General features: G+C 63.6%; 20 protein-coding genes. 3 read left to right on the forward strand and 17 right to left on the reverse strand.

What is annotated here, in order from left to right:
- Window positions 1–247 precede the first annotated feature (247 nt).
- Window positions 248–880, forward strand: coding sequence for a YkgJ family cysteine cluster protein (locus IGW03_RS06455; RefSeq protein WP_194721719.1), 633 nt, complete (start codon window positions 248–250; stop codon window positions 878–880).
- Window positions 881–947: 67 nt separating this feature from the next.
- Here the strand turns inward: IGW03_RS06455 and map are convergent, their stop codons facing one another.
- The 15 genes from map to IGW03_RS06530 form a co-directional block, all read right to left on the reverse strand.
- Window positions 948–1,775 carry a type I methionyl aminopeptidase gene (gene map / locus IGW03_RS06460; RefSeq protein WP_194721720.1) on the reverse strand — a complete coding sequence of 276 codons (828 nt, stop codon included), beginning with the start codon at window positions 1,773–1,775 and terminating at the stop codon, window positions 948–950.
- Complete coding sequence (locus IGW03_RS06465) at window positions 1,772–2,005, reverse strand: ParD-like family protein (RefSeq protein ID WP_194721721.1); 234 nt, start codon at window positions 2,003–2,005, stop codon at window positions 1,772–1,774. Before IGW03_RS06465 ends, map begins: the two co-directional genes overlap by 4 nt.
- Window positions 2,006–2,130: 125 nt before the next feature.
- Window positions 2,131–3,747, reverse strand: coding sequence for a winged helix-turn-helix transcriptional regulator (locus IGW03_RS06470; protein ID WP_194721722.1), 1,617 nt, complete (start codon window positions 3,745–3,747; stop codon window positions 2,131–2,133).
- Between the two features lie 21 nt (window positions 3,748–3,768).
- On the reverse strand, window positions 3,769–4,359 hold the full coding sequence (locus IGW03_RS06475; protein WP_194721723.1) for a TadE/TadG family type IV pilus assembly protein: 591 nt from the start codon (window positions 4,357–4,359) through the stop codon (window positions 3,769–3,771).
- A complete protein-coding gene (locus IGW03_RS06480) occupies window positions 4,359–4,832 on the reverse strand; it encodes a TadE/TadG family type IV pilus assembly protein (RefSeq protein ID WP_194721724.1) in 474 nt (157 codons plus the stop codon). The genes IGW03_RS06475 and IGW03_RS06480 overlap by 1 nt, the downstream gene beginning before the upstream one ends.
- 24 nt (window positions 4,833–4,856) lie before the next feature.
- Window positions 4,857–6,002 (reverse strand): LytR C-terminal domain-containing protein, encoded by a 1,146-nt coding sequence (locus IGW03_RS06485; RefSeq protein ID WP_194721725.1) that lies wholly within the window; start codon window positions 6,000–6,002, stop codon window positions 4,857–4,859.
- Window positions 6,003–6,063: 61 nt separating this feature from the next.
- Window positions 6,064–6,999: a type II secretion system F family protein gene (locus tag IGW03_RS06490; RefSeq protein ID WP_194721726.1), complete on the reverse strand. Its 936-nt coding sequence runs from the start codon at window positions 6,997–6,999 to the stop codon at window positions 6,064–6,066.
- A 19-nt stretch (window positions 7,000–7,018) separates the two neighbouring features.
- Entirely contained in the window at window positions 7,019–7,987 is a 969-nt protein-coding gene (locus tag IGW03_RS06495; RefSeq protein ID WP_194721727.1) for a type II secretion system F family protein, read from the reverse strand.
- Window positions 7,988–7,996: 9 nt separating this feature from the next.
- Entirely contained in the window at window positions 7,997–9,367 is a 1,371-nt protein-coding gene (locus IGW03_RS06500; protein ID WP_194721728.1) for a TadA family conjugal transfer-associated ATPase, read from the reverse strand.
- A gap of 37 nt (window positions 9,368–9,404) precedes the next feature.
- Entirely contained in the window at window positions 9,405–10,595 is a 1,191-nt protein-coding gene (locus IGW03_RS06505) for a CpaE/TadZ family protein (protein WP_194721729.1), read from the reverse strand.
- A gap of 42 nt (window positions 10,596–10,637) precedes the next feature.
- On the reverse strand, window positions 10,638–10,982 hold the full coding sequence (locus IGW03_RS06510; RefSeq protein WP_194721730.1) for a hypothetical protein: 345 nt from the start codon (window positions 10,980–10,982) through the stop codon (window positions 10,638–10,640).
- A gap of 18 nt (window positions 10,983–11,000) precedes the next feature.
- Entirely contained in the window at window positions 11,001–12,593 is a 1,593-nt protein-coding gene (locus IGW03_RS06515) for a type II and III secretion system protein family protein (RefSeq protein WP_194721731.1), read from the reverse strand.
- Window positions 12,594–12,644: 51 nt separating this feature from the next.
- Window positions 12,645–13,505: a Flp pilus assembly protein CpaB gene (gene cpaB, locus IGW03_RS06520; RefSeq protein WP_194721732.1), complete on the reverse strand. Its 861-nt coding sequence runs from the start codon at window positions 13,503–13,505 to the stop codon at window positions 12,645–12,647.
- Between the two features lie 61 nt (window positions 13,506–13,566).
- A complete protein-coding gene (locus IGW03_RS06525; protein WP_194721733.1) occupies window positions 13,567–14,181 on the reverse strand; it encodes an A24 family peptidase in 615 nt (204 codons plus the stop codon).
- Window positions 14,182–14,284: 103 nt separating this feature from the next.
- Window positions 14,285–14,485 carry a Flp family type IVb pilin gene (locus IGW03_RS06530; protein ID WP_194721734.1) on the reverse strand — a complete coding sequence of 67 codons (201 nt, stop codon included), beginning with the start codon at window positions 14,483–14,485 and terminating at the stop codon, window positions 14,285–14,287.
- 761 nt (window positions 14,486–15,246) lie between these two features.
- On the opposite strand from IGW03_RS06530, the gene IGW03_RS06535 reads away from it, so the two are divergent.
- Window positions 15,247–15,582: a BON domain-containing protein gene (locus tag IGW03_RS06535; protein ID WP_194721735.1), complete on the forward strand. Its 336-nt coding sequence runs from the start codon at window positions 15,247–15,249 to the stop codon at window positions 15,580–15,582.
- A gap of 100 nt (window positions 15,583–15,682) precedes the next feature.
- On the opposite strand, the gene IGW03_RS06540 is transcribed toward IGW03_RS06535, so the two are convergent.
- On the reverse strand, window positions 15,683–16,930 hold the full coding sequence (locus tag IGW03_RS06540) for a DUF418 domain-containing protein (RefSeq protein ID WP_323744939.1): 1,248 nt from the start codon (window positions 16,928–16,930) through the stop codon (window positions 15,683–15,685).
- Between the two features lie 179 nt (window positions 16,931–17,109).
- Between IGW03_RS06540 and IGW03_RS06545 the strand changes: the two genes are divergently transcribed.
- Window positions 17,110–17,646 (forward strand): hypothetical protein, encoded by a 537-nt coding sequence (locus tag IGW03_RS06545; protein WP_194721736.1) that lies wholly within the window; start codon window positions 17,110–17,112, stop codon window positions 17,644–17,646.
- A gap of 22 nt (window positions 17,647–17,668) precedes the next feature.
- Here IGW03_RS06545 and IGW03_RS06550 read toward each other — a convergent pair whose 3' ends face one another.
- Window positions 17,669–18,379, reverse strand: a complete 711-nt coding sequence (locus IGW03_RS06550) for a phosphatase PAP2 family protein (RefSeq protein WP_194721737.1) — start codon at window positions 18,377–18,379, stop codon at window positions 17,669–17,671.
- Window positions 18,380–18,383 lie beyond the last annotated feature (4 nt).

Here is an 18,383-nt window from a genome sequence, read left to right on the forward strand (position 1 = left end):
CCCTCCAACAGGGGACGAACTTGGTCAAACTGTTCACGACTGATATCGCTTGGATAATACTTCCTGCTCATTCCGGATCAATGTCATTACAAACCTGGTTTGGACAGAAAAATATCGATCACGTTCTTAATCAAGTGAAAACGGTGCCATGCAGCCGGTCATGTACACCCTGATGTGAAGCACGGTTGGCGGCACATTGTCCGGCGCTTGCGTTCGTGGCATGATCCGGAAAAACGGGAAGGCAATCATGGAAGACATATTCGCGCGCATCGATGCGCGCAAGGCTGCGCTGGAAGAGCGCGTCCCGGCGGTAACGCGCCGGATAGACCAGGCCATTGCGCCTTCCGAACCGGCGCTGGTGGCGAAGCTGCAGCGTGTGCTTGCGGAAGGCGGCTCGCGCAGGAACAAGATCATCCGCATCCAGGCACTGGTTTCCGAGGTACGCTCGTACGCGGGTGAGCATGCCGCATGCAAGCAGGGCTGCTCCGCGTGCTGCAAGCAGCGGGTCATGATGTCGCAGACGGAGGCGGATGCGATAGGGCACGCGATCGGCCGTCCCGCGGTGCAGCTGCGGCCTGACTACGTGCCGCCCCGCATACATGACTTCGGCCGCGACACGCCGTGCACTTTCCTGGTAGATGATGCCTGTTCCATCTATGAACACAGACCCTTCGTGTGCCGCAACTATGTCAGCCTGGATGTCGACCCGCTGCTATGCGGCTTCGAGAACTGGGATCTCGCCAAGGCCGGCGACAAGCGCTTCACGCCGGTGCCGCACCTCGACCCCGGACCCTTGCTGACCGCCTACCAGAAAGTGGCGGGACAGGACCGCATAGGAGATATCCGGGCATTTTTCCCTCCCGTGCCGAAGGGCGACTGACGCAGGCTGGTGACGCCCCCACTGTTGGGCGCGTCACGCATTCCCTTCATAAGGCGATGTGCAAGAGTCAGGCCGCAGCCGCCGGAAGCGCCGATTCCGCAGTGATGGGCGCGTAGTCGCCGTAGCCGTCGGGCCAGTGTGTCAGTATCTCGAAGCCGTTCTCGGTCACCGCCACCATGTGTTCCCACTGCGCGGAGAGGGAGCGGTCCTTCGTCACGACGGTCCAGCCGTCGGACAGCTGCTTCGTCGCCGGCCTGCCTGCGTTGAGCATGGGCTCGATGGTGAAGATCATGCCCGGCTCAAGGACCAGGCCGGTTCCCGGCCGCCCGTAATGCAGCACCTGCGGCTCGTCGTGATAGATGGTCCCGACGCCATGGCCGCAGTATTCGCGCACGATGCTGAACCCCTCCCGGTGGGCAACGGTCTGAATCGCATGGCCGACGTCGCCCAGCGTCGCGCCGGGGCGCACCGCGAGAATGCCGGCGCGCATCGCCTCGTAGGTGGTGCGCACCAGGCGCCTGGCGAGTATGCTCGGCGGGCCGACGAAATACATGCGGCTGGTATCGCCGTACCAGCCGTCCTTGATGACGGCGACGTCGATGTTGATGATGTCGCCATCCTTGAGGCGCTTGTCGGAAGGAATGCCGTGGCAGATGACATGGTTGACCGAGGTGCAGACCGTCTTGGGAAAGCCGTTGTAGCCGACATTGGCGGGAATCGCCTTGAGCTCGTTGACGATGTAGTCGTGGCAGATCTTGTCGAGCTCGTCCGTGGATACGCCGGCCTTGACGTGTTCCGCGATCATCCTGAGGACATCGGCCGCGAGTGCGCCCGCGCGCCTTGCCATGTCGATCTCGGCAGCGGAACGGATGGGAACGTTGTTTCTGAGCGTCATGCTGCCTCCGGCTCGGCAGCGGCTTGAATGACCGGGGCGATCAGATCGCCGGACTGATGCGCCTTGATCAGCAGCTGGCAGATTTCGCCGTAGCACAGGTTAGGATTGAGTTCGGCCAGCATGCCGACCCGCAGCCAATGTTCCGCCTGCGCATTGATGGAGCGGCTGAGCGCCGCGCTGCTGGAACGCAGGTTCTCGTGCATCTGCTCAGAAATTTTCAGGATTCCCATGTCTTTCACCGAATATATGGTTTATAGCCGTTTCGTATATTACCATCGGATCTGTTTGCATGCAGAGGGAATCGCGTTGGGGAAAATTCAAGCGCCCCGTTCTCCCGAAAATTATGCGGCACGGACTACGCTGCCGACGCGCCGGCGGATTTCGTATGTTCCGTTGCCCAATCAATCAGCGCCTTGGCCGGCCCGACGAATGATTTTCCGTGCGCAGTCAGCGTGTACGTCACCTTGATCGGCTTTCCCGCGTCCACGGTTCTCAGTATCAGTCCTTCGCGTTCCAGCGCCCTCAGGGACACGGTCAGCATGCGCTGCGAAATGCCGTCGATGGCGCGCTTGAGTTCGGTGAAGCGCATCGGACCGGCATCCAGATTGCCGATGACGAGGATGCACCAGGGCGTGCAGATCTCGCCGAGGATGTCGCGCGGCGTCATGCCTGCGTCGGCGGCCGGCCCTCCTGCGGCCGGCACCGCGCTTTCCAGTTCATATGCAGTCACCATGCATTTCATGATGTTCTCGCCGGTATCTTCCGGTGACAGTTCGGGGCCGCTGATCTGCTGCAGCAGCGGGCCGAGTCCGAGCGTGAAGACATGGATGCCTTCGGCACGCGCACGCGCGGCCAGCGCTTCGATCATGTTCCTTGCCGCGTGGTTGATGTTGACGAAGGCACGCTCCGGCGTGCCCGTATCGTTCTGCACCGGACGCGGGCCGCTGCCGACGATGGGAAACTCGCGGTCATTGACGCCGTGTGCGTTGTACCAGTCGGGCAGCGCGTTCGGCGTGAGGATGGATGTCACATTGCGGTTCTGCGCGCAGCCTCCGCCGACGAACTCCTGTGCCCGGTTCTGGTTCCACAGTCCGCGCGGCGATTCGCGGATGTAGATATCGTCAGTCGTGCTGAGCACACCGGATGACGTGCAGTTGGCCCACGGCTGGAACTTGAAGAACGATGCCAGGGCATTGGGCGTGCCGTCCGAAAACAGGACGATCACGCGCAGACTGGAACGGTTGGGCGCCGTCACGCGGTTGAGCTGTTCGCGGGCATGCCACATTCCTTCGACGGAATTGGTGGCGCCCTGGAATTGCAGGCCCTGGATCTGCTGCACGATGCGGCGCTTGTCGAAGCCGCGCATCATACCTGTGCGGATGGGCTCCGTGACTTCGGCGCCGTTGGAGAAGCGGATCAGGGACATGCGGTCGGTGGTGCTGCTGAAGCCGTCGATGAAAGCGGCCGCATGCTGGCGCACTTCCGCCGCCACGGGAATGATGGAACTCGAGGTATCCATGACGAAGGCCATGTCGATGTCGCGCCGGACGGTGTGTGCGACGGCATCGATATCGAGCGTATTGAAGCCGAACACCCGCATGAAGCTGATAGCAAGCGTAGCGCGGGCGTCGACCTTCACGGTGATCTGTCCGCGCGCCAGCGAGTTGAAATCCACCTGGATGCCGCGGATGTCAGCGCTGGAGCCGAGATAATCGGCCGGATAGTTCGCGGCGAAGAACTTGCGCGCCGCGGCTTCCGCCTCCTGTCGCTGCTCGCTTTCCGTCTCGCCGTGCACGACGGCGCGGGCGCCGGCCACGGCCGCGGCATCGGCTGCCGCATTGAGCTTGGCCTTGACCAGGTAGCCCAGTCCGGAATCGACCGCAAGTCCGAGCGCACCGACGAGGACGACGAGGCAGATCGCCAGAACGATGAAAACCTGTCCGCCCTGCTTTTTCTGTGTGATTTTATTCATGCTGTTTTCCGTGCAGGACGATCAAAAAACCGTCATTGCGTAGAGATTCGGGTTCAGGCCGGGCAAGGCGAAGTCGCCCAGGTCGAGGCTGCCGAACAGCAGCGGGAATCGGTAGAACGCTTCGACCAGGTAGACCACGTCGCCGTCTTTCAGCTGTCCGTTCAAGGCATCGATTTCCGGTGCGCCGGCCAGCGGCGGAAATCCTGCGCAGTTCCCCTGCGCATCCCAATAGGTTCCGACGCTGCCGCAAGCCCAGGCGCCTTTCTCCGGTACATGTGCGCCGCCGTTCCAGCGCGTCTGGCCGATCACGACGTTGGTGCTGATGCCGTTCCTGCGCGAGGCGAGAATCTTGGTGACGTGGATCATGCCGTTGGTACGCATGTCGAGCGGCTGCGCAGTGGCGGCCAGGGTTTCCATGAGTTCCTGCGGCTGCAGCGCGGTACGCGCCGCCAGGTTGGCGCCTTCGCGGGCGAGGCTGGTGAGAATCATGTTGGCCTGGATGACGCGGGCGAAATCCACTACCGGAAACAGCAGCAGGAGCAGCAGCGGCAGGCAGAACAGGAATTCGACCGCGGCGCCCCCGCGAATGGAGCGATGTGAATGGCGTGTCATCAGAATTCCTCGTTGCGCATGGTGGCGGCGACGGAAAAACGGTATTTCCCGTCTTCGAAGAAAGGCTGCACGACCGGCGTCATCAGCGGCCAGGTGCCTTCCAGGCGCAGGACGAAAACCTGTCCCGACGCACCGAACATGCCTGCGCCGTACTGGTCCGGATTGCCGTAGCCGATGCCGTTGATCCGCGGCGAGATGCGATCGTACAGGCCCATCGAGTTTTCCTTGATCTTTTCGATCACGGCCAGGTGGCGCTGCGCGCTGCCCTGCGGTGCGAGATCGCTGAGGCCGGTGACCGCATAGCGGGCGCCTTCGCGTACCGCATGCTGCATGGTCAGGTTGACCCAGAACAGCACGCACAAATCGACGATGGCGAACAGCAGAAAGAACACGATGGGCGCGACGATCGCGAATTCGACCGCGGAGGCGCCGCGCTGGCAGTGCCTTGATCTTGTCCGGTGGGCTGCTTGCATGCTTGTCTCCCTTTCAGCGGCCTGTCAGCGCGCCGAAGCGAGCTGCGTATGCGTTTGGGTCGTGCGGATGCTCGCCAGAACCGAACGCTTGCCAAGCACGAGGCGCACCGTGGAACGATCGCCGGCATCGCGCGTGCGGGTGTTGTTGACGACCGCCGGCGGCACCGCAAACATGCTGCTCACCTCCAGCGCCTGCTTGCGATAGCCGTCGCGGTACAGGATGACGGTTCGCTGCTGGGTATAGGGTGCAAGCGCGGTTGTGCGGGCTACGTTTACGCCGTTCCGGCGAAGACCTTCGGCGATGCGGTCTGCCATCGCGTCATCGCGCGTGCCGTTGGCGATCTCGATGGCGATACCGCCTTTTGGAGAAATTGTTGTCAGGCTGTATTCCGGCTTGTCTGCAGTCGTCGCGTCCGGCGATGCTGCATGCTTGGGAATGGCTTGCGCCACCGGCAATGCCTGCATTTCCGGTGTTTCCCGGAAGGCTTGCGCCGTTTCCGTTGCCTCGCCGTCCACCGGCGCCGCTGCCGGGACATCTGCGGTTGCTGCAGTCGGCGCCGCGGCGGTTGCCACGGAAGCCGCAGCAGGAGCCGCAACGGCAGCGGACGCGAAGGAAGCATCGGCAGCAGCCCGGTGTGCACCGCCTTCCTTCACCATCGCACTCAGGCGCTCATAAACGAGCGTGAGAATGCCAAACGCATGGGTATTGGTCGGGTCGGCCATAATCGCTTCCACCAGCTCCGGCATCGCGGCGGCGTACTTGCCCTCCAGGACATAGGCATATCCCAGGTTGCTGCGCACATGCGAAAGTTCCGGCTGCTGCTGCAGGACGGTCTTGAACTCGGCCACCGCTGAAATCAGGTTTTTCTGTGCGAAGTAAACCGTGGCCAGGGCGTTGCGCGCCTCGAGATGGTGCTCATCCTTTTCCAGCGCGGCGCGGTAGGCCAAGGCAGCGTCTTCCAGGCGGTTGGCATGCTGGTGATGCCGTCCGAGGAGGTACATCGCGTCTGCGCTGTCGTCCGAATGACGGACGGTCATGACGGGTTCGATGCGCAGTTCATCGCCCGGCTGCATGCCCTGGCCAGCTGCGGCGGCATAAGCGGCCGGCGCAAGCAGGGTCAGCATGGAAACGGCGCAGGCGATCGGGGCGAGAAGCTTGGTGGTGTTCATGGCGGTTTTCCTTGAATGACAAGTCGTAATATCTGTGAGTGGTTCCAAGGGCCCAAATGATTCACTGCGCAGCGAGAGAAGGCATCAGCACCCGGGTAATCTGCAGGAAGGACGGCCCCAGCATGATCAGGATCAGCGCGGGAAAGATGCAGAAGATCAGCGGCATCAGCAGCTTCAGCGCAATCTTGGCGGCGCGTTCCTCTGCCTGCTGGCGGCGCTTGGTGCGCAAATGGTCGGCATGCACCCGCAGCGAGTCGGCGATGCTGGTGCCGAACTGCTCGGCCTGGATCAGCATGGTCACGAGTGAATCGACCTCATTGACGCCGGAACGCATGGCCAGGTTGCGCAAGGCCGTTTCCTTGCTGCTGCCGGCACGCAGTTCCAGCGTGGCCAGGTGCAGTTCGCTGCTCAGGACCGGCGAAGCCGCGGTCATTTCATCGGCGATGCGTCCGATGGCCATGTCGGTGTTGAGGCCGGCTTCCACGCAGACGGTCATGAGATCGAGCGCGTTCGGCAGGTTCTCGAAGATCTCGCGCTGGCGGCGGGCGATCCTGAAGTTGAGAAAGACGTTGGGCAACGCATAGCCGATCGCCGCGGCGGCAATCGCCACCAGCAGCGTCTTCAGCGTGGCGCCGGAACCGGCCAGGATGAATGCCATCCATGCGAGTGCCGGCAGCGCAACCGCAAGCAGCACCTTCAATGCAAAGTAGAACGTCGGCGCGTGCTCGCTGCGATAGCCTGCCTGGATGAAGCGGCTGCGAAGCGCGGAGACTTCCTCCAGGCGCGCCGGTGCCGACAGGCGTGCAAATGGACCGGAGATGCGGGCGACGCGGGCGACCCATTCGGACGCGGGCGCACTTCCCTGCGCGCCTTCGGTTGCCAGGGCGCGTACGCGGCGGCGTGTCCTGCCGGCGGAGACCGCCTGGCCCAGCAGCATGCAGGCTGCGAACACCGCCAGGAATACGACGGCAAACAGTAATGCGGATTTGGTGAACATGTTGGCTTCCTCTCCTGCTTCAAACACGAATGCGGATGACCGAGCGCATCCAGAGAACCCCGATGCCCATCAGGGCGGCGACGACGGCGATCATCCTGATGCCGGCCGGGTCTTTCCACAGCGGCGCCAGGAAGTTGGGGTTGACGAGATACAGCACCGCTCCCAGACCGAACGGCAGCAGGCCGAGGATCCAGGCGGACAGGCGGCCTTCCGCGGAATACACCTTGACTTGAGCAGCGAGCTTGAGCCGTTCACGGACGATCATGGCGATCACATCGAGCAGCTGCGTGAGATTGCCGCCCACCTCGCGCTGGATCAGCGTGGCGACGACGAAGTAGCCGACATCGCTGCCGGGGATGCGGTTCGACAGGCCTTTCAGCGCTTCCTGCATGGTGATGCCGTAGGTGACCTCGTCGTGCACGATCCGGAACTGGCCGGCGAGCGGTTCGGGCATTTCATCGGCCACCATCTTGATGGCGGTCGGCAGCGCATGGCCGGCGCGCAGGGCGCGGCCGATCAGTTCCAGCGCCTCGGGCAGCTGCTGTTCCATGGTCGCCAGGCGGCGCGTGCGCCGGCGCAGCAACAGGAAAAGCGGAACGGCGCCGGCCGCCAAGCCAACCGGAATGCTCAGCAGCGGCGATGCGCCGCGCAATCCGAGCACCAGGACGACGCCGAGGAATACGGCGGCGCACAGCAGGAAGAAGCGCGCCACCGTCATCGGCGAACCGGCCTGTTCCAGCAGGCGGGCCAGGCCCTCGGCCGCCTTGAAATTGCCGAGCAGGCGTTCGACCTGCGGGTTGCCGCTGAGGCGGCGGCGCTTCTGCAGCGTGACTTCGGCAGGCGCCTCGCCATGGTCTTCGCGCAGGCGGCGCGCCAGGCGGCGCGCGCCCTGGCTGCAGGAAGCACTCCACCAGAGATAGAGGCCCTCGATCAGCAAGGCCACCGAGATGAAGACAGCGAAGGCCGCGGAGATATAAAGAATATCCATGTCTCGTCCTCAAGCCTTCACGTCGTAATGGCGCTGCGGGTCGAAGATGCCTTCAGGCAGCGTGATGCCCTTGAGCTGCAGGCGCTCGCAGAAACGCGGGCGGGTTCCGGTAGCGCAGAAATAGCCGCGCACGCTGCCGTCTGCTGCCATGCCGGTCTGCCTGAAGGAAAAGATTTCCTGCATGGTGATGACATCGCCTTCCATGCCCGTAACCTCCTGCACGCTGAGCACGCGGCGCTTGCCGTCCGACAGGCGGCCGACCTGCAGCACCACCGATACCGCGGAAGAAATCATCTGGCGCGTGGTGCGGGCCGGCAGCGAGATGCCGGTCAGGGCGATCATGTTCTCCAGGCGCAGCAGCGCATCGCGCGGCGTGTTGGCATGCAGCGTCGCCAGCGAGCCGTCGTGGCCGGTGTTCATCGCCTGCAGCATGTCGATGGCTTCCGGGCCGCGCACCTCGCCGACCACGATGCGGTCCGGGCGCATGCGCAGCGCATTCTTTACGAGCGCGCGCTGGGAGATCTCCCCCTTGCCTTCGATATTGGCCGGGCGCGATTCCAGGCGCACCACGTGCGGCTGCTGCAGGCGCAGCTCCGCGGTGTCTTCGATGGTCACCACGCGCTCGTCGGCGCCGATGCAGCCGGAAAGAATATTGAGCATGGTGGTCTTGCCGCTGCCGGTGCCGCCCGAGACCAGCACGTTCAGCCGTGCCTTCACCATGCCCTCCAGCAGCTGGGCCATCGGCGGCGTGAGGCTTTGCAGGGCGATCAGGTCCTGCATGCCCAGCGCCTTGGCGCCGAAGCGGCGGATCGACATCACCGGTCCGTCGACGGCGAGCGGGGGAATGATGACGTTGACGCGCGAGCCGTCCGCAAGGCGGGCATCCACCATGGGGCTGGATTCGTCGATGCGGCGGCCCACGCCGGATACGATCTTGTCGATGATCTTCATCAGGTGGGCATTGCTGCTGAAACGGATGCCGGTCTCTTCGAGCTTGCCGCGGCGTTCCACGTAGACGTGGTCGCAGGTGTTGACGAGAATGTCAGACACGCTCGGATCGGCCAGCAGCGGCTCGAGCGGACCGAGACCGAGCACCTCGTCGAGCACGTCGCGCACGACGTTCTTGCGCTCGGCATCGTTGAGTGCAACGTTCTCCGCGACCAGCACCTTTTCGGCCACGCACTTGAGCTCGTCGCGGCGCTGGGTCGGCGAGAGCTTCTCGACCAGCTTCAGGTCGATCTGGTCCAGCAGGGCCAGGTGCGCGCGCAGCTTGATATCCTGGTAAGCCTGGCTGTCTCGTGTGTTCTTGTGCAAAGCGGCCGGCTCTTCCTGCGTGGCGGCCTCTCCGTAATGCATTTGCAGGCGATCTCTTAACGACATGTCTTTCCCCTTGATCGAAAATGTTCCGATGCGCCGCTCAGGCGCGCTTCAGGATGCGGTTGAACCAGCGGCTCTCTTCCACCGGCGCCTTGCCGAGCAGATCGGCTGCCCAGTTCTCCAGGTTTCTGGCGATGCAGCTGCCGCCTGCCAGTTTCATGACCGCGATGCCCTGGTTGGCCGCGGCTTCCGCCACATGCGGCTCATGAGCGACGGTGCGGCGGATCGATGCGCCGCAGGCCGATTCCAAATCCTTGACCGACAGCGCAGCGTCCTTCTCGAAGCGGTTGAGAACCAGCTCGACTTTCTGCGGCGGGTATTCCAGCGACTCGAAAATGCCGAGCATGCGCTTTGCGCCCCGCACGAACGGCAAGGTCGCCTGGACCACGGCAAAGATGGTGTCGGCATGGTCCAGCGCGCGGATCGTCAATGCATCGAGATTGCGGCCGAGATCGAGGATCACGTAGTCGTAGTGGCGGACTGCCAGCGCGATCAGCGCATCGATATGCTCTGGCTTGATCTCCAGGCCGCGTGCCGGATCAACCGGCGCCGCGAGCATGTCGAGGTTGAAGCGCACCTGCATCATGTTGGCTTTCAGGAACGCCTCGTCGAGGCGGCTGATGTCCTGCACCGCGTCGGCGATGGTGGCGGCCGCCTTGCCGTCCGACAGGTACAGGGCCGCATCGCCGAACTGCAGGTTGAGATCGAGCAGCGCAACCCTCGCATCGCCTTGCGCCGCCAGCGCATAGCCGAGGTTGGCAGCGAGGAAGGTGGCGCCGCTTCCGCCCTTGCAGGAGGCGAAGGCGAGCACCTTGCCGGATTGTTCCTGCTGCGCGCCGGCCTTGACCGCCTTGGCGGCTATGCGCTCGATGGCTGCATGGAAGGCTGCGCCGTCGGCGTTGGACGGCAGCACTTCACGCACGCCGCAGCGCATCGCCTGCAGCAGGAAGTCGGCCGACTCGCAGGAACTGAGAACGACCATCGCCATGCGCGGATACTGGATGCCGATCTGCTCCAGCACCGGCAGCGCGCCGGCGTCGCCGTCCCGGCAGTCGACAACGAGAATGTCGGCCGCATGCTGCGAAAGTTGCGAAGACATCGCGCCGAGGCGCTGCGGCGCGCATTGCATGGCCGTCACGCGCAGACGGCGCTTTGCCGATGCCAGCGCAAGCCCGATCTCGTCGAGTCGGGACTTGTCGGCGGACGCGATGGCGATGTTCAGGTCGTTCATGCTTTCCTCTGATTCAAGATCTGTTCGCTTGCGGATGGACGGTTAGCGGGCGCCGCCCGAGCCGCCGATGAGCGCGCCTTGATGCGGCGTCGGCGCGTTGAAGGATTTCACGTAGCGGCTGGTGGCTTCGGCGGCGGCCCTGCCGTCCTGCGCCGGGTTATCCTGGCTGGCCGAGGCCTCGGGATCGACGATCTGGCTGCGCTTGAGCGTGCCGAGCGCATTGCCGAACTGGCTGTCCAGATTCGGCGTGAGCGGCGTGCAGCCTGCAAGCAGCGCGAGTACGATTGACGAGATCGATACGGCCGACATGACCGATGCGAATGATGCAATCGCGGCTGTTGGAGTCATCGCGGTCGTCGGGGCGGCCGTGTGCTTTGCAAATGTCATGGTCTTCTCCTGGCGTGATTACTTGATCTGGAATCCGGTGGGATGCGCCTCGGCCCTCGCCGGCTTGCCGGCGGCCGGCTGGGATTGCTGGCCTTCCATCTTGCCCTGCAGGAAAAACTCTTCGCGGCTGGGCTCGACGAAATGATCGGTCGGCAGCGGGAAGGTCTGCGGCAAAGGTTTCACCAGGCGCGGCGTGACGATGAAGACCAGTTCGGTCTTGTCGGTCTGAAAATCGCTGCTGCGGAACAGCGGGCCGAGCACGGGCAGCTCGCCGAGAACCGGCAGCGCCTTGACGTTGGTCGTCACGTTGTTCCTGATCAGGCCGCCGATCGCAAAACTCTGGCCGTCGAACAGCTGCACGGTCGTTGCGGCGCGGCGGGTGGTGATCAAGGGCAGGACGGCATTGCCGCCGGAGCCGGAAGACGAGATGCCGACGCCTTCGCGCGACAGTTCGGAGACTTCGGGCGCCACTTTCAGGTTGATGCGGCCGCCGGCCAGCACCGTCGGCGTGAAGCGCAGGCCGACGCCGAAGTCCTTCTCCTCCAGCGTGACCTTGCCGTTGGCATCCTGCGCCACCGGAATGAAGATGCGGCCGCCGGCGAGGAAGCTGCCGTCCTGGCCGCTGATGGCCATGACGGTGGGCTCGGCGAGGATCTTTACAAGACCGTTCTTGCGCGCGGCATCGAGCTGCAGGAAACCGTCGCCGCCGTTCTTGGTCAGATTCAGGCCGCCGTTGCCGGTGCCGTTGAATTTCGACAGCAGGCCGAGGGCCCAGTTGCCCTTGCCTGCGGTGGCGTTCAGACCGACGCCCATCTGGTCAAGCAGGCTCTTGGAAATCTCGGCCACCTTCACTTCCAGCATGACCTGCTGCGGCGCGCCCACCGTCATCATGTTGACGATACGCTCGTAGCCGTTGCCGCCCGCGCCGCTCCCTGCCCCCGATCCGCCTGCCCCGCCCGCGCCATTGGCGCCCTTGCGCACGAAGGCGCTGGCAATCGTCAGGATGCGGTCGACCGCGGCGGAGTCGCTGGCGGTGCCGCTGATGACCAGCGAATCGGCCGCGGCGCTGACCTTGATATCCTTCTCTTCCGGCAGCAGTTCGCGCAGGCTTTCGAGCACGGCGGCGGTATCGACGCCGACGGCGATTTCAATCATCGCGCAGCGGCCGCTCTTGTCCTGGAACATCAGGTTGGTGGAACCGACCTTCTTGCCGAAGGCGAAGAACATGGCGCGCGGCGTGGCCGAGGTCAGCGGCTCGATCTGGACGATCTCGGGATCGGCCACGGCGCGCAGCCATGCCGGCGAAGGCAGCTTCAGCGCGGCGAGATCGATGCGAGCGGACTTGCCTTCGGCCACCCGCAAATTGGCGGCATGCGGAAACTCGCCGGTGCAGACCGGCACGGCGGCGCCCTTGGCGCTGGACGCGGCGGCAGCGGCTTCGGTGCGCTTGGCCTTGTCGGCTTCCGGCGCCGCTTGCGTCGGCGCCGCATGGACGGCACCGGCCAGAACGGCGGCCACGGCCGCGGCGATGCAATGCTGGAACAGCTTGCTGCCCTGGTTAAGCTGCCGCTCGGGCAACGATTGTGCGTGCGTGTGCTTGGTATTCTTCATTTCCCTATCCCCTTATCAAATCTGTGCGATGCCGCGTTCAACCGGGCCGGCTTAGCGGCACTGTGTAATGCGTCCGGAGCCGGTCAGGACCGACTGGCACTGTTCGCTCCCAGCCGTCTGGCGCGGCGCGCCGGCGTTCTTGCTGACAGGCTTCGCCGCTTCGGCCGTGGCTTGCACGGGTTTCGCCTTGGGCGTCTCGGGCTTGGCCTGCGACAGCAGCGTGGCCTTGGTTGCGCCCGCGGTTTCCGCCGGCTGCTGGTCGATCTGGTTGCGCAGGACCAGCGAGAGCTGGCCGACGCTGCGCGCGAGGTCGAGCTTTTCGGCCTGCTCCGGCGTCACTTCGAGAGTCACCGCGTTGACGACCTTGGGCTTGGTGTCGCTCTGGCTGGCCTCCTGGGCGACGGCGAGCACGAGGATGCGTTCCAGCACCAGCTTGGAAATGCTTTGATCGGTGGTGTCGGACGGGCGGCGCTCGCCTTGGGTGCTGACCAGGATGTCGACGTAGTTGCCCGGCAGCGCAAAACCCGCGACGCCGATGACGTCGTTCACGCGTACAGTCATCGCGCGCTTGCCTTCGGCAACCACCGCAGACAGGCCGCCGGTCGCGCCGGGCAGCGCGAGTTTTGATTCAAGGATGGGTTCGCCGCGCTGCACCGCCACGCGGGTAACGCGGCTGTCGATCTGCTTGGCCTCGCTGAATGCGCCGGCGGGAACGCTGTCGGCCGGCCAGTCGGCCAGGCGCACGACATCGCCGCTCAGGCGCGTGCCGAGATTGATGTCGGTCGACGCGACCATGACCTTGCGCGTATTCAGGTCGGCCTGCTGGTTCATCCACTGCGACGCCAGCACGGCGGCGCCGGCAGCAGCGGCGAAGGACACGCCGATCATTACCATGGCTTTTGAGCCTTTCATACTTCCTCCCTTGTTCGTCTAGAAATTGCCTGGAATCGTTTGTGTGCCGTCTGGCCGGCCGTCATGAAAATGCGCTCGCAATCCATGGAAGATCGACGCCGCTGCGCTTGATGGCGATGCAGAACAGCGTTCCCGCCGCGATCGCCACTGCATACGGCATCTTTCCCGCCGACTCGGGCATGGCTGCCATGGTCGGCATCTCGTTCATCGCCAGCCTGAAATAGCTGGCCAGCAGCATCGTGCGCAGGTTGTCTGCAAGGCGGCGCAATTGGCCGCCGTAGACGGTCACAACCAGCGACAGCACGCCGCCCGCGATGAAGGTCGCCAGGACGACGCGCAGCATCGCGTCAGGTCCCAGGAAGGCGCCTACCATCGCCATGAGTTTTACGTCCCCCGCTCCGAGTGCGCGCAGCAGATACATCGGCAGCATGAGACAGAATCCGGTCGCCAGTCCCGCAAGCGCCGCACCGATTCCTGTCGCGCCGGGCAAGGCGCTGAGGAAGCCGTTCCCTTCGGGCAGGACGATATTGAGCAGGCATCCGGCGAAGATGCCAGCAAGGACGAGTTTGTTCGAAATGCGCCGGGACTTCAGGTCGCTGCAGACTGCAGCGGCCAGCAATGCGCCCAGCAGGCACAGCACACCGTCGGCGATCAGCGCAGGATTGAGTTGTTCCATGATTGGCCTTCGGGTGATTGGGTTGAAATTGATTGTTGGTTGTTTGGCCGAATCCGGCATGTCATAGCCATGCCGGATCGGAGGCCCGTTTCTGCGAGTGTGATTAAGCGCAGGTGACGCCCGCAGTACCGCCGAGGGTGGTTGCAATCGTCTTGAACGTTTCGCAGACGCGGTTGCCGACGCTCGTGACTGCAGCCACGATGACTACTGCGATCAGCGCGGCCATCAGGCCGTACTCGACGGCAGCAGCACCTTCTTCGTCACGAAGAAAACGAACAACACCGGAGAAAAATTGGTTCTTCATACAAGCTTCCTTTCAAGAGAAACAACAATGGACAAATTGATATGGAGTTTCGATGGCAAGGCCGGTGAACGCATGCCTTCAAAGGCATTTGCCGCTCCCCGGCGTGGCGTCCCCGTCGGCCGCCACTCTTCCCGCTCGATCCAAGCAACCGTCTGCGATAGCGCCAGGTTTTCATCGCCAGGCAGTGAAGATCGATTACTTAGTTATGTGTGGTAACTGGAAAAGCGGCGGTTCGAGCGGCCGCTGGATGTTGAGATTTGTTGAGATTTGGAGGGAACTGCGATGGGAAAGGGAATTGTCAAAATTGACAATGTCATGGAGCCGACTGGATCCCCCCTCTCCCGCAGGCGGGAGAGGGGCAGGGGGTGAGGGCGGCGGCATAACAGCATGAGGTTTTGCCGCCGCCCTCCGTCCTACCCCCTCACTCTGTACACACGACTGGGCTTGGAAGCCAGGTCAGCTTCATTAGCGCAAACCGATGCGATGGTTCATGTCACTCCGCCTTCCCCCGCCTCCGGAAAGAGGACGTAGTCGCATTGGTCCACGTAAAAGGCTTTTCCTTATCTACCAAGAAGGACGAGTACAGAGCGATGAAGCGCCTGCTCCAGGTTGGAAGCTGCGCCGGATCAGCAACAGATGCGGCGAGCCGCTCGTTCCATCCCGGAGCAGTTTTCCTCAGTGGCGATCATGTCGAGCAGAAAGATGAATTCCAAGGTAAATTATCGGCAACCATAAACCAACGACAAGACAAGGAGAATTCCATGAAAGCAGCAAATCTGATCGGCCTGATGATGTCGGCTGTCCTGTTCGCCGGCTGCGCAGGAACGGGCGGCAGCGCCGGCACCGCGCAGGCAGGCGGACAAGCCGCTGCCTCGGCGGCGACCAGTGACGCAGCCATCACCCAGGGCGTCAAGACTGCCTTGGCGGCAGATCCCGAAACAGCCGGCATCACACCCGAATCGGAACAGGGCAAGGTCCGCCTGAAAGGCGAAGTGAAGTCGGTCACGGCATTCCAGAAAGCGGCAGCCGCCGCGAAAAAGGTGCCGGGCGTCGTCGCCGTCGACAATCAGGTCATCGTCTGCATGACCTGCAAGTAAGTCCCCATAAGCAAATCACTCGCAAATCACTCGCAAGTCACTTCCGGACGCCATTCGAACTCTTCGCCTGCGCGTCCGGAAACCCCCTCTCCATCCGCAATCAATCCCTTGAGATTCCGCGTCGCACATACCGCGATATCAGCCATTCCACCGGCCCCTGCGCATGCAGCGCCAGCCACCATCGGCAGAAGCATACCTGGCACAGCATGATGAATCCGATCAGCGGCACCACCAGCGCCGGCGCATCGGCCACCTGCCTGCCCCAGCCCAGCCCGAACCCTTGCAGCAGCAGTACGCCGATGACAGACTGCGTCAGATAATTGGTCAGCGCCATGCGGCCCACCGGCGCCAGCCAGCGTTCCAGCGGCGCCGACCCTCGCGCGGCCGCCAGCATGACGGTGGCCACATAGGCCGCCGCAAGGAAGGAGCCGCCAAGCGGCAAAAGGGAATAGACGGTCAGCCCATGGGCATCTGCATCGAAGGGATTTTCGGCTTCGGTCAGCACCACTGTTGCCCACAGCAGGTTGAACGGAATGCCGACGGCGTAGCCGGCCAGGCATACCCTGCGCCACAGGCTCGCATGGCGTTGCGGTTCGGTCAGCCAGCCGTCGCGCACCGTGTAGATGCCAAGCAGGAAAAGCACGAGCACATGCGGCACCAGGAACAGTGAATTCAGCGTCACGGCGGTATAGTCGATCAGCCTTTGCAGCATCAGCCGGGGCAAGGAACCGTAGGCATAAGCCTCATGCGTCGACCGGGCTTCGCCCATCAGCCTCGCGCCCAAGGTGTACGGGTCGCTGTCGGTATAGGCGGTGAGCGCCATCGCAACATTGCAGGCAATCAGCGCCAGCCAGACCACCGACCAGTTCCACAGGTTGGTGCCGATGCGCTCGCGCACAGCACCCGCCATGCCGACGATGAGAAAGCCGACGCTGCCGTAGATGGTGAGGATGTCGCCTGCCCAGATGAGGGTGCCGTGCAAAATGCCCAGCATGAGCAGGGCCGCCAGCCGGCGGCGGTACACGCGGCGCACGCTGCTCCAGTCGGAAAGCTTCTGACGCAGCGAAGCGGTCTGCAGCGCGAAGCCTGCACCGAACAGAAAAGCGAATATCGGATAGAACTTTTGCTCGGCAAGAAACGCGATCGAGAACACTGCGGCCTTGTCGGCGAGCGTCGCAGCATCGGGCAGGACGCCGTAGCGCAGCGTGCCGAACCCCCATACGAAGGACCAGATATTGACGGCCAGAATGCCGAACACGGCCAGTCCGCGCAGGGTATCGATCTGGGAAAAACGCATGGGCACCCGCGCCTCCTTCGCTGCGGTGTCGCTTTCGGCCTGTTCTTGCACGTCTGCACTGCTCCTTCATGAATAGGTGCGCGATTGCTGTGTTGATCCGCAATCCGCTCGTATCGAGATGCGCCATTGCGGCTGCAAGTTCTGTACGCCGGCAGTCTGCTTTTGATGGCAACTTTGCCACGATGGTGCAATCGAAACGGATCATCTCATCAATTCGGAGCAACACGTTTATGAACCCCAACCAACCTACACAGACACCGGGCAAGCCCGGAGTCGCCGTTCCCAATGCATTGCACGACGAAGCAGGCAGGGAATCCGACAGCCGCCTGCCTGCCGACAACCCCGTGCCTGTTACGGAAACCGGCACCGCCCGCGCCGCAAGGCAGGATGAACGCAACACCTCGCCGGCAGACCAGGTGCACCACGGCGGCAATGCCGCCGTCGCCGGCGCAGGCGGAGGGACGGATGCGGCGGCGGGAGCCAGCCTTGCAGGCAGCAAGCACGGCGGCCCCGGCGGTCCAAGTGCACGGGAAACGGCGGATGCCCAAGGCGTGACAGGCGCGCCCGGCGGTGCCGTGGAAGGCGACCGGGTCAGTCCCGGCGCGGGAGCTGTGGCGGCGGGTGGCACCGGTCTGGGGGAGGCCGCCAGTGCGGACGATACCCGTACCGGTACCGGCACGTCTTCCGGCTCGGGGACCTCGCTGACCGGAGGCGGCACCAGCGGCGCACGCGACGCGGCCAATACCGGCGGCACGGGCGGCCGGTAAGTGGACGATGCGGGCCGCGCGTTCAGCGCGGCCCGCCGGCCTTGGCCGCCTTGCCCAACTTGCGTTCGACCTTCAACCGCCTGCGCAACACAAATGCGAGCCCGGTGCACCATGCAAGCGCCGCCGTCCATCCGGCCAGCACATCGGTCGGGAAGTGCACGCCGAGATAGACCCGCGACAGGCCGACCAGCACGACAAACAGCGCCCCGGCAACAGACCAGGGACGCAGGGCTGGCCTGTGCCAGGCCAGTATGACGAGCGCAGTGATGAAGGCCATCGATTGCATCGAATGTCCGCTGGGAAAACTGTAGGAGGTTTCCGGCGCGATTGAAATCCACAGGTCGGGCCGGGTGCGGCTGAAGAGCTGTTTCGCTCCCATGTTGAGCAGGATGGCGCCGCCGAATGCCAAAACCCAGTACACAAGCCGCGCCCAATGCTGGCGGATGATGAAATAGACGGCCAGCAGCAGTGCGCAGGGTCCGAGCACGCGTATCGAGCCCACTTCGGAAATGAACACCATGGCGCGGTCGAGCAGCGGCGTTGCGTGTTGCTGCATGAACAGCAGGATGGGGCGATCGATCGCGAACGGTTCCTTCTCCAGCACTTCCTCCGCCAGTTCGCCGAACAGAAAGAGCGGCGCCAGCACGCCGATGAACAGGATCAATATGTCCAGCCAGCGCCGGCGCGGCACCAGCCTCAGGTAGTGCAGCAGTTTTCTGAAGGTGTCTGCCATCGGG

This window comes from Noviherbaspirillum malthae (genome assembly GCF_015352985.1).
GTDB classification, from domain to species: Bacteria; Pseudomonadota; Gammaproteobacteria; order Burkholderiales; family Burkholderiaceae_D; genus Noviherbaspirillum; species Noviherbaspirillum malthae.

Excerpts from the sequence above, each read along its gene's own strand:
- IGW03_RS06455 (WP_194721719.1), top strand. The coding sequence starts at position 248 with ATGGAAGACATATTCGCGCGCATCGATGCGCGCAAGGCTGCGCTGGAA.
- map (WP_194721720.1), bottom strand. The coding sequence starts at position 1,775 with ATGACGCTCAGAAACAACGTTCCCATCCGTTCCGCTGCCGAGATCGAC.
- IGW03_RS06465 (WP_194721721.1), bottom strand. The coding sequence starts at position 2,005 with ATGGGAATCCTGAAAATTTCTGAGCAGATGCACGAGAACCTGCGTTCC.
- IGW03_RS06470 (WP_194721722.1), bottom strand. The coding sequence starts at position 3,747 with ATGAATAAAATCACACAGAAAAAGCAGGGCGGACAGGTTTTCATCGTT.
- IGW03_RS06475 (WP_194721723.1), bottom strand. The coding sequence starts at position 4,359 with ATGACACGCCATTCACATCGCTCCATTCGCGGGGGCGCCGCGGTCGAA.
- IGW03_RS06480 (WP_194721724.1), bottom strand. The coding sequence starts at position 4,832 with ATGCAAGCAGCCCACCGGACAAGATCAAGGCACTGCCAGCGCGGCGCC.
- IGW03_RS06485 (WP_194721725.1), bottom strand. The coding sequence starts at position 6,002 with ATGAACACCACCAAGCTTCTCGCCCCGATCGCCTGCGCCGTTTCCATG.
- IGW03_RS06490 (WP_194721726.1), bottom strand. The coding sequence starts at position 6,999 with ATGTTCACCAAATCCGCATTACTGTTTGCCGTCGTATTCCTGGCGGTG.
- IGW03_RS06495 (WP_194721727.1), bottom strand. The coding sequence starts at position 7,987 with ATGGATATTCTTTATATCTCCGCGGCCTTCGCTGTCTTCATCTCGGTG.
- IGW03_RS06500 (WP_194721728.1), bottom strand. The coding sequence starts at position 9,367 with ATGTCGTTAAGAGATCGCCTGCAAATGCATTACGGAGAGGCCGCCACG.
- IGW03_RS06505 (WP_194721729.1), bottom strand. The coding sequence starts at position 10,595 with ATGAACGACCTGAACATCGCCATCGCGTCCGCCGACAAGTCCCGACTC.
- IGW03_RS06510 (WP_194721730.1), bottom strand. The coding sequence starts at position 10,982 with ATGACATTTGCAAAGCACACGGCCGCCCCGACGACCGCGATGACTCCA.
- IGW03_RS06515 (WP_194721731.1), bottom strand. The coding sequence starts at position 12,593 with ATGAAGAATACCAAGCACACGCACGCACAATCGTTGCCCGAGCGGCAG.
- cpaB (WP_194721732.1), bottom strand. The coding sequence starts at position 13,505 with ATGAAAGGCTCAAAAGCCATGGTAATGATCGGCGTGTCCTTCGCCGCT.
- IGW03_RS06525 (WP_194721733.1), bottom strand. The coding sequence starts at position 14,181 with ATGGAACAACTCAATCCTGCGCTGATCGCCGACGGTGTGCTGTGCCTG.
- IGW03_RS06530 (WP_194721734.1), bottom strand. The coding sequence starts at position 14,485 with ATGAAGAACCAATTTTTCTCCGGTGTTGTTCGTTTTCTTCGTGACGAA.
- IGW03_RS06535 (WP_194721735.1), top strand. The coding sequence starts at position 15,247 with ATGAAAGCAGCAAATCTGATCGGCCTGATGATGTCGGCTGTCCTGTTC.
- IGW03_RS06545 (WP_194721736.1), top strand. The coding sequence starts at position 17,110 with ATGAACCCCAACCAACCTACACAGACACCGGGCAAGCCCGGAGTCGCC.
- IGW03_RS06550 (WP_194721737.1), bottom strand. The coding sequence starts at position 18,379 with ATGGCAGACACCTTCAGAAAACTGCTGCACTACCTGAGGCTGGTGCCG.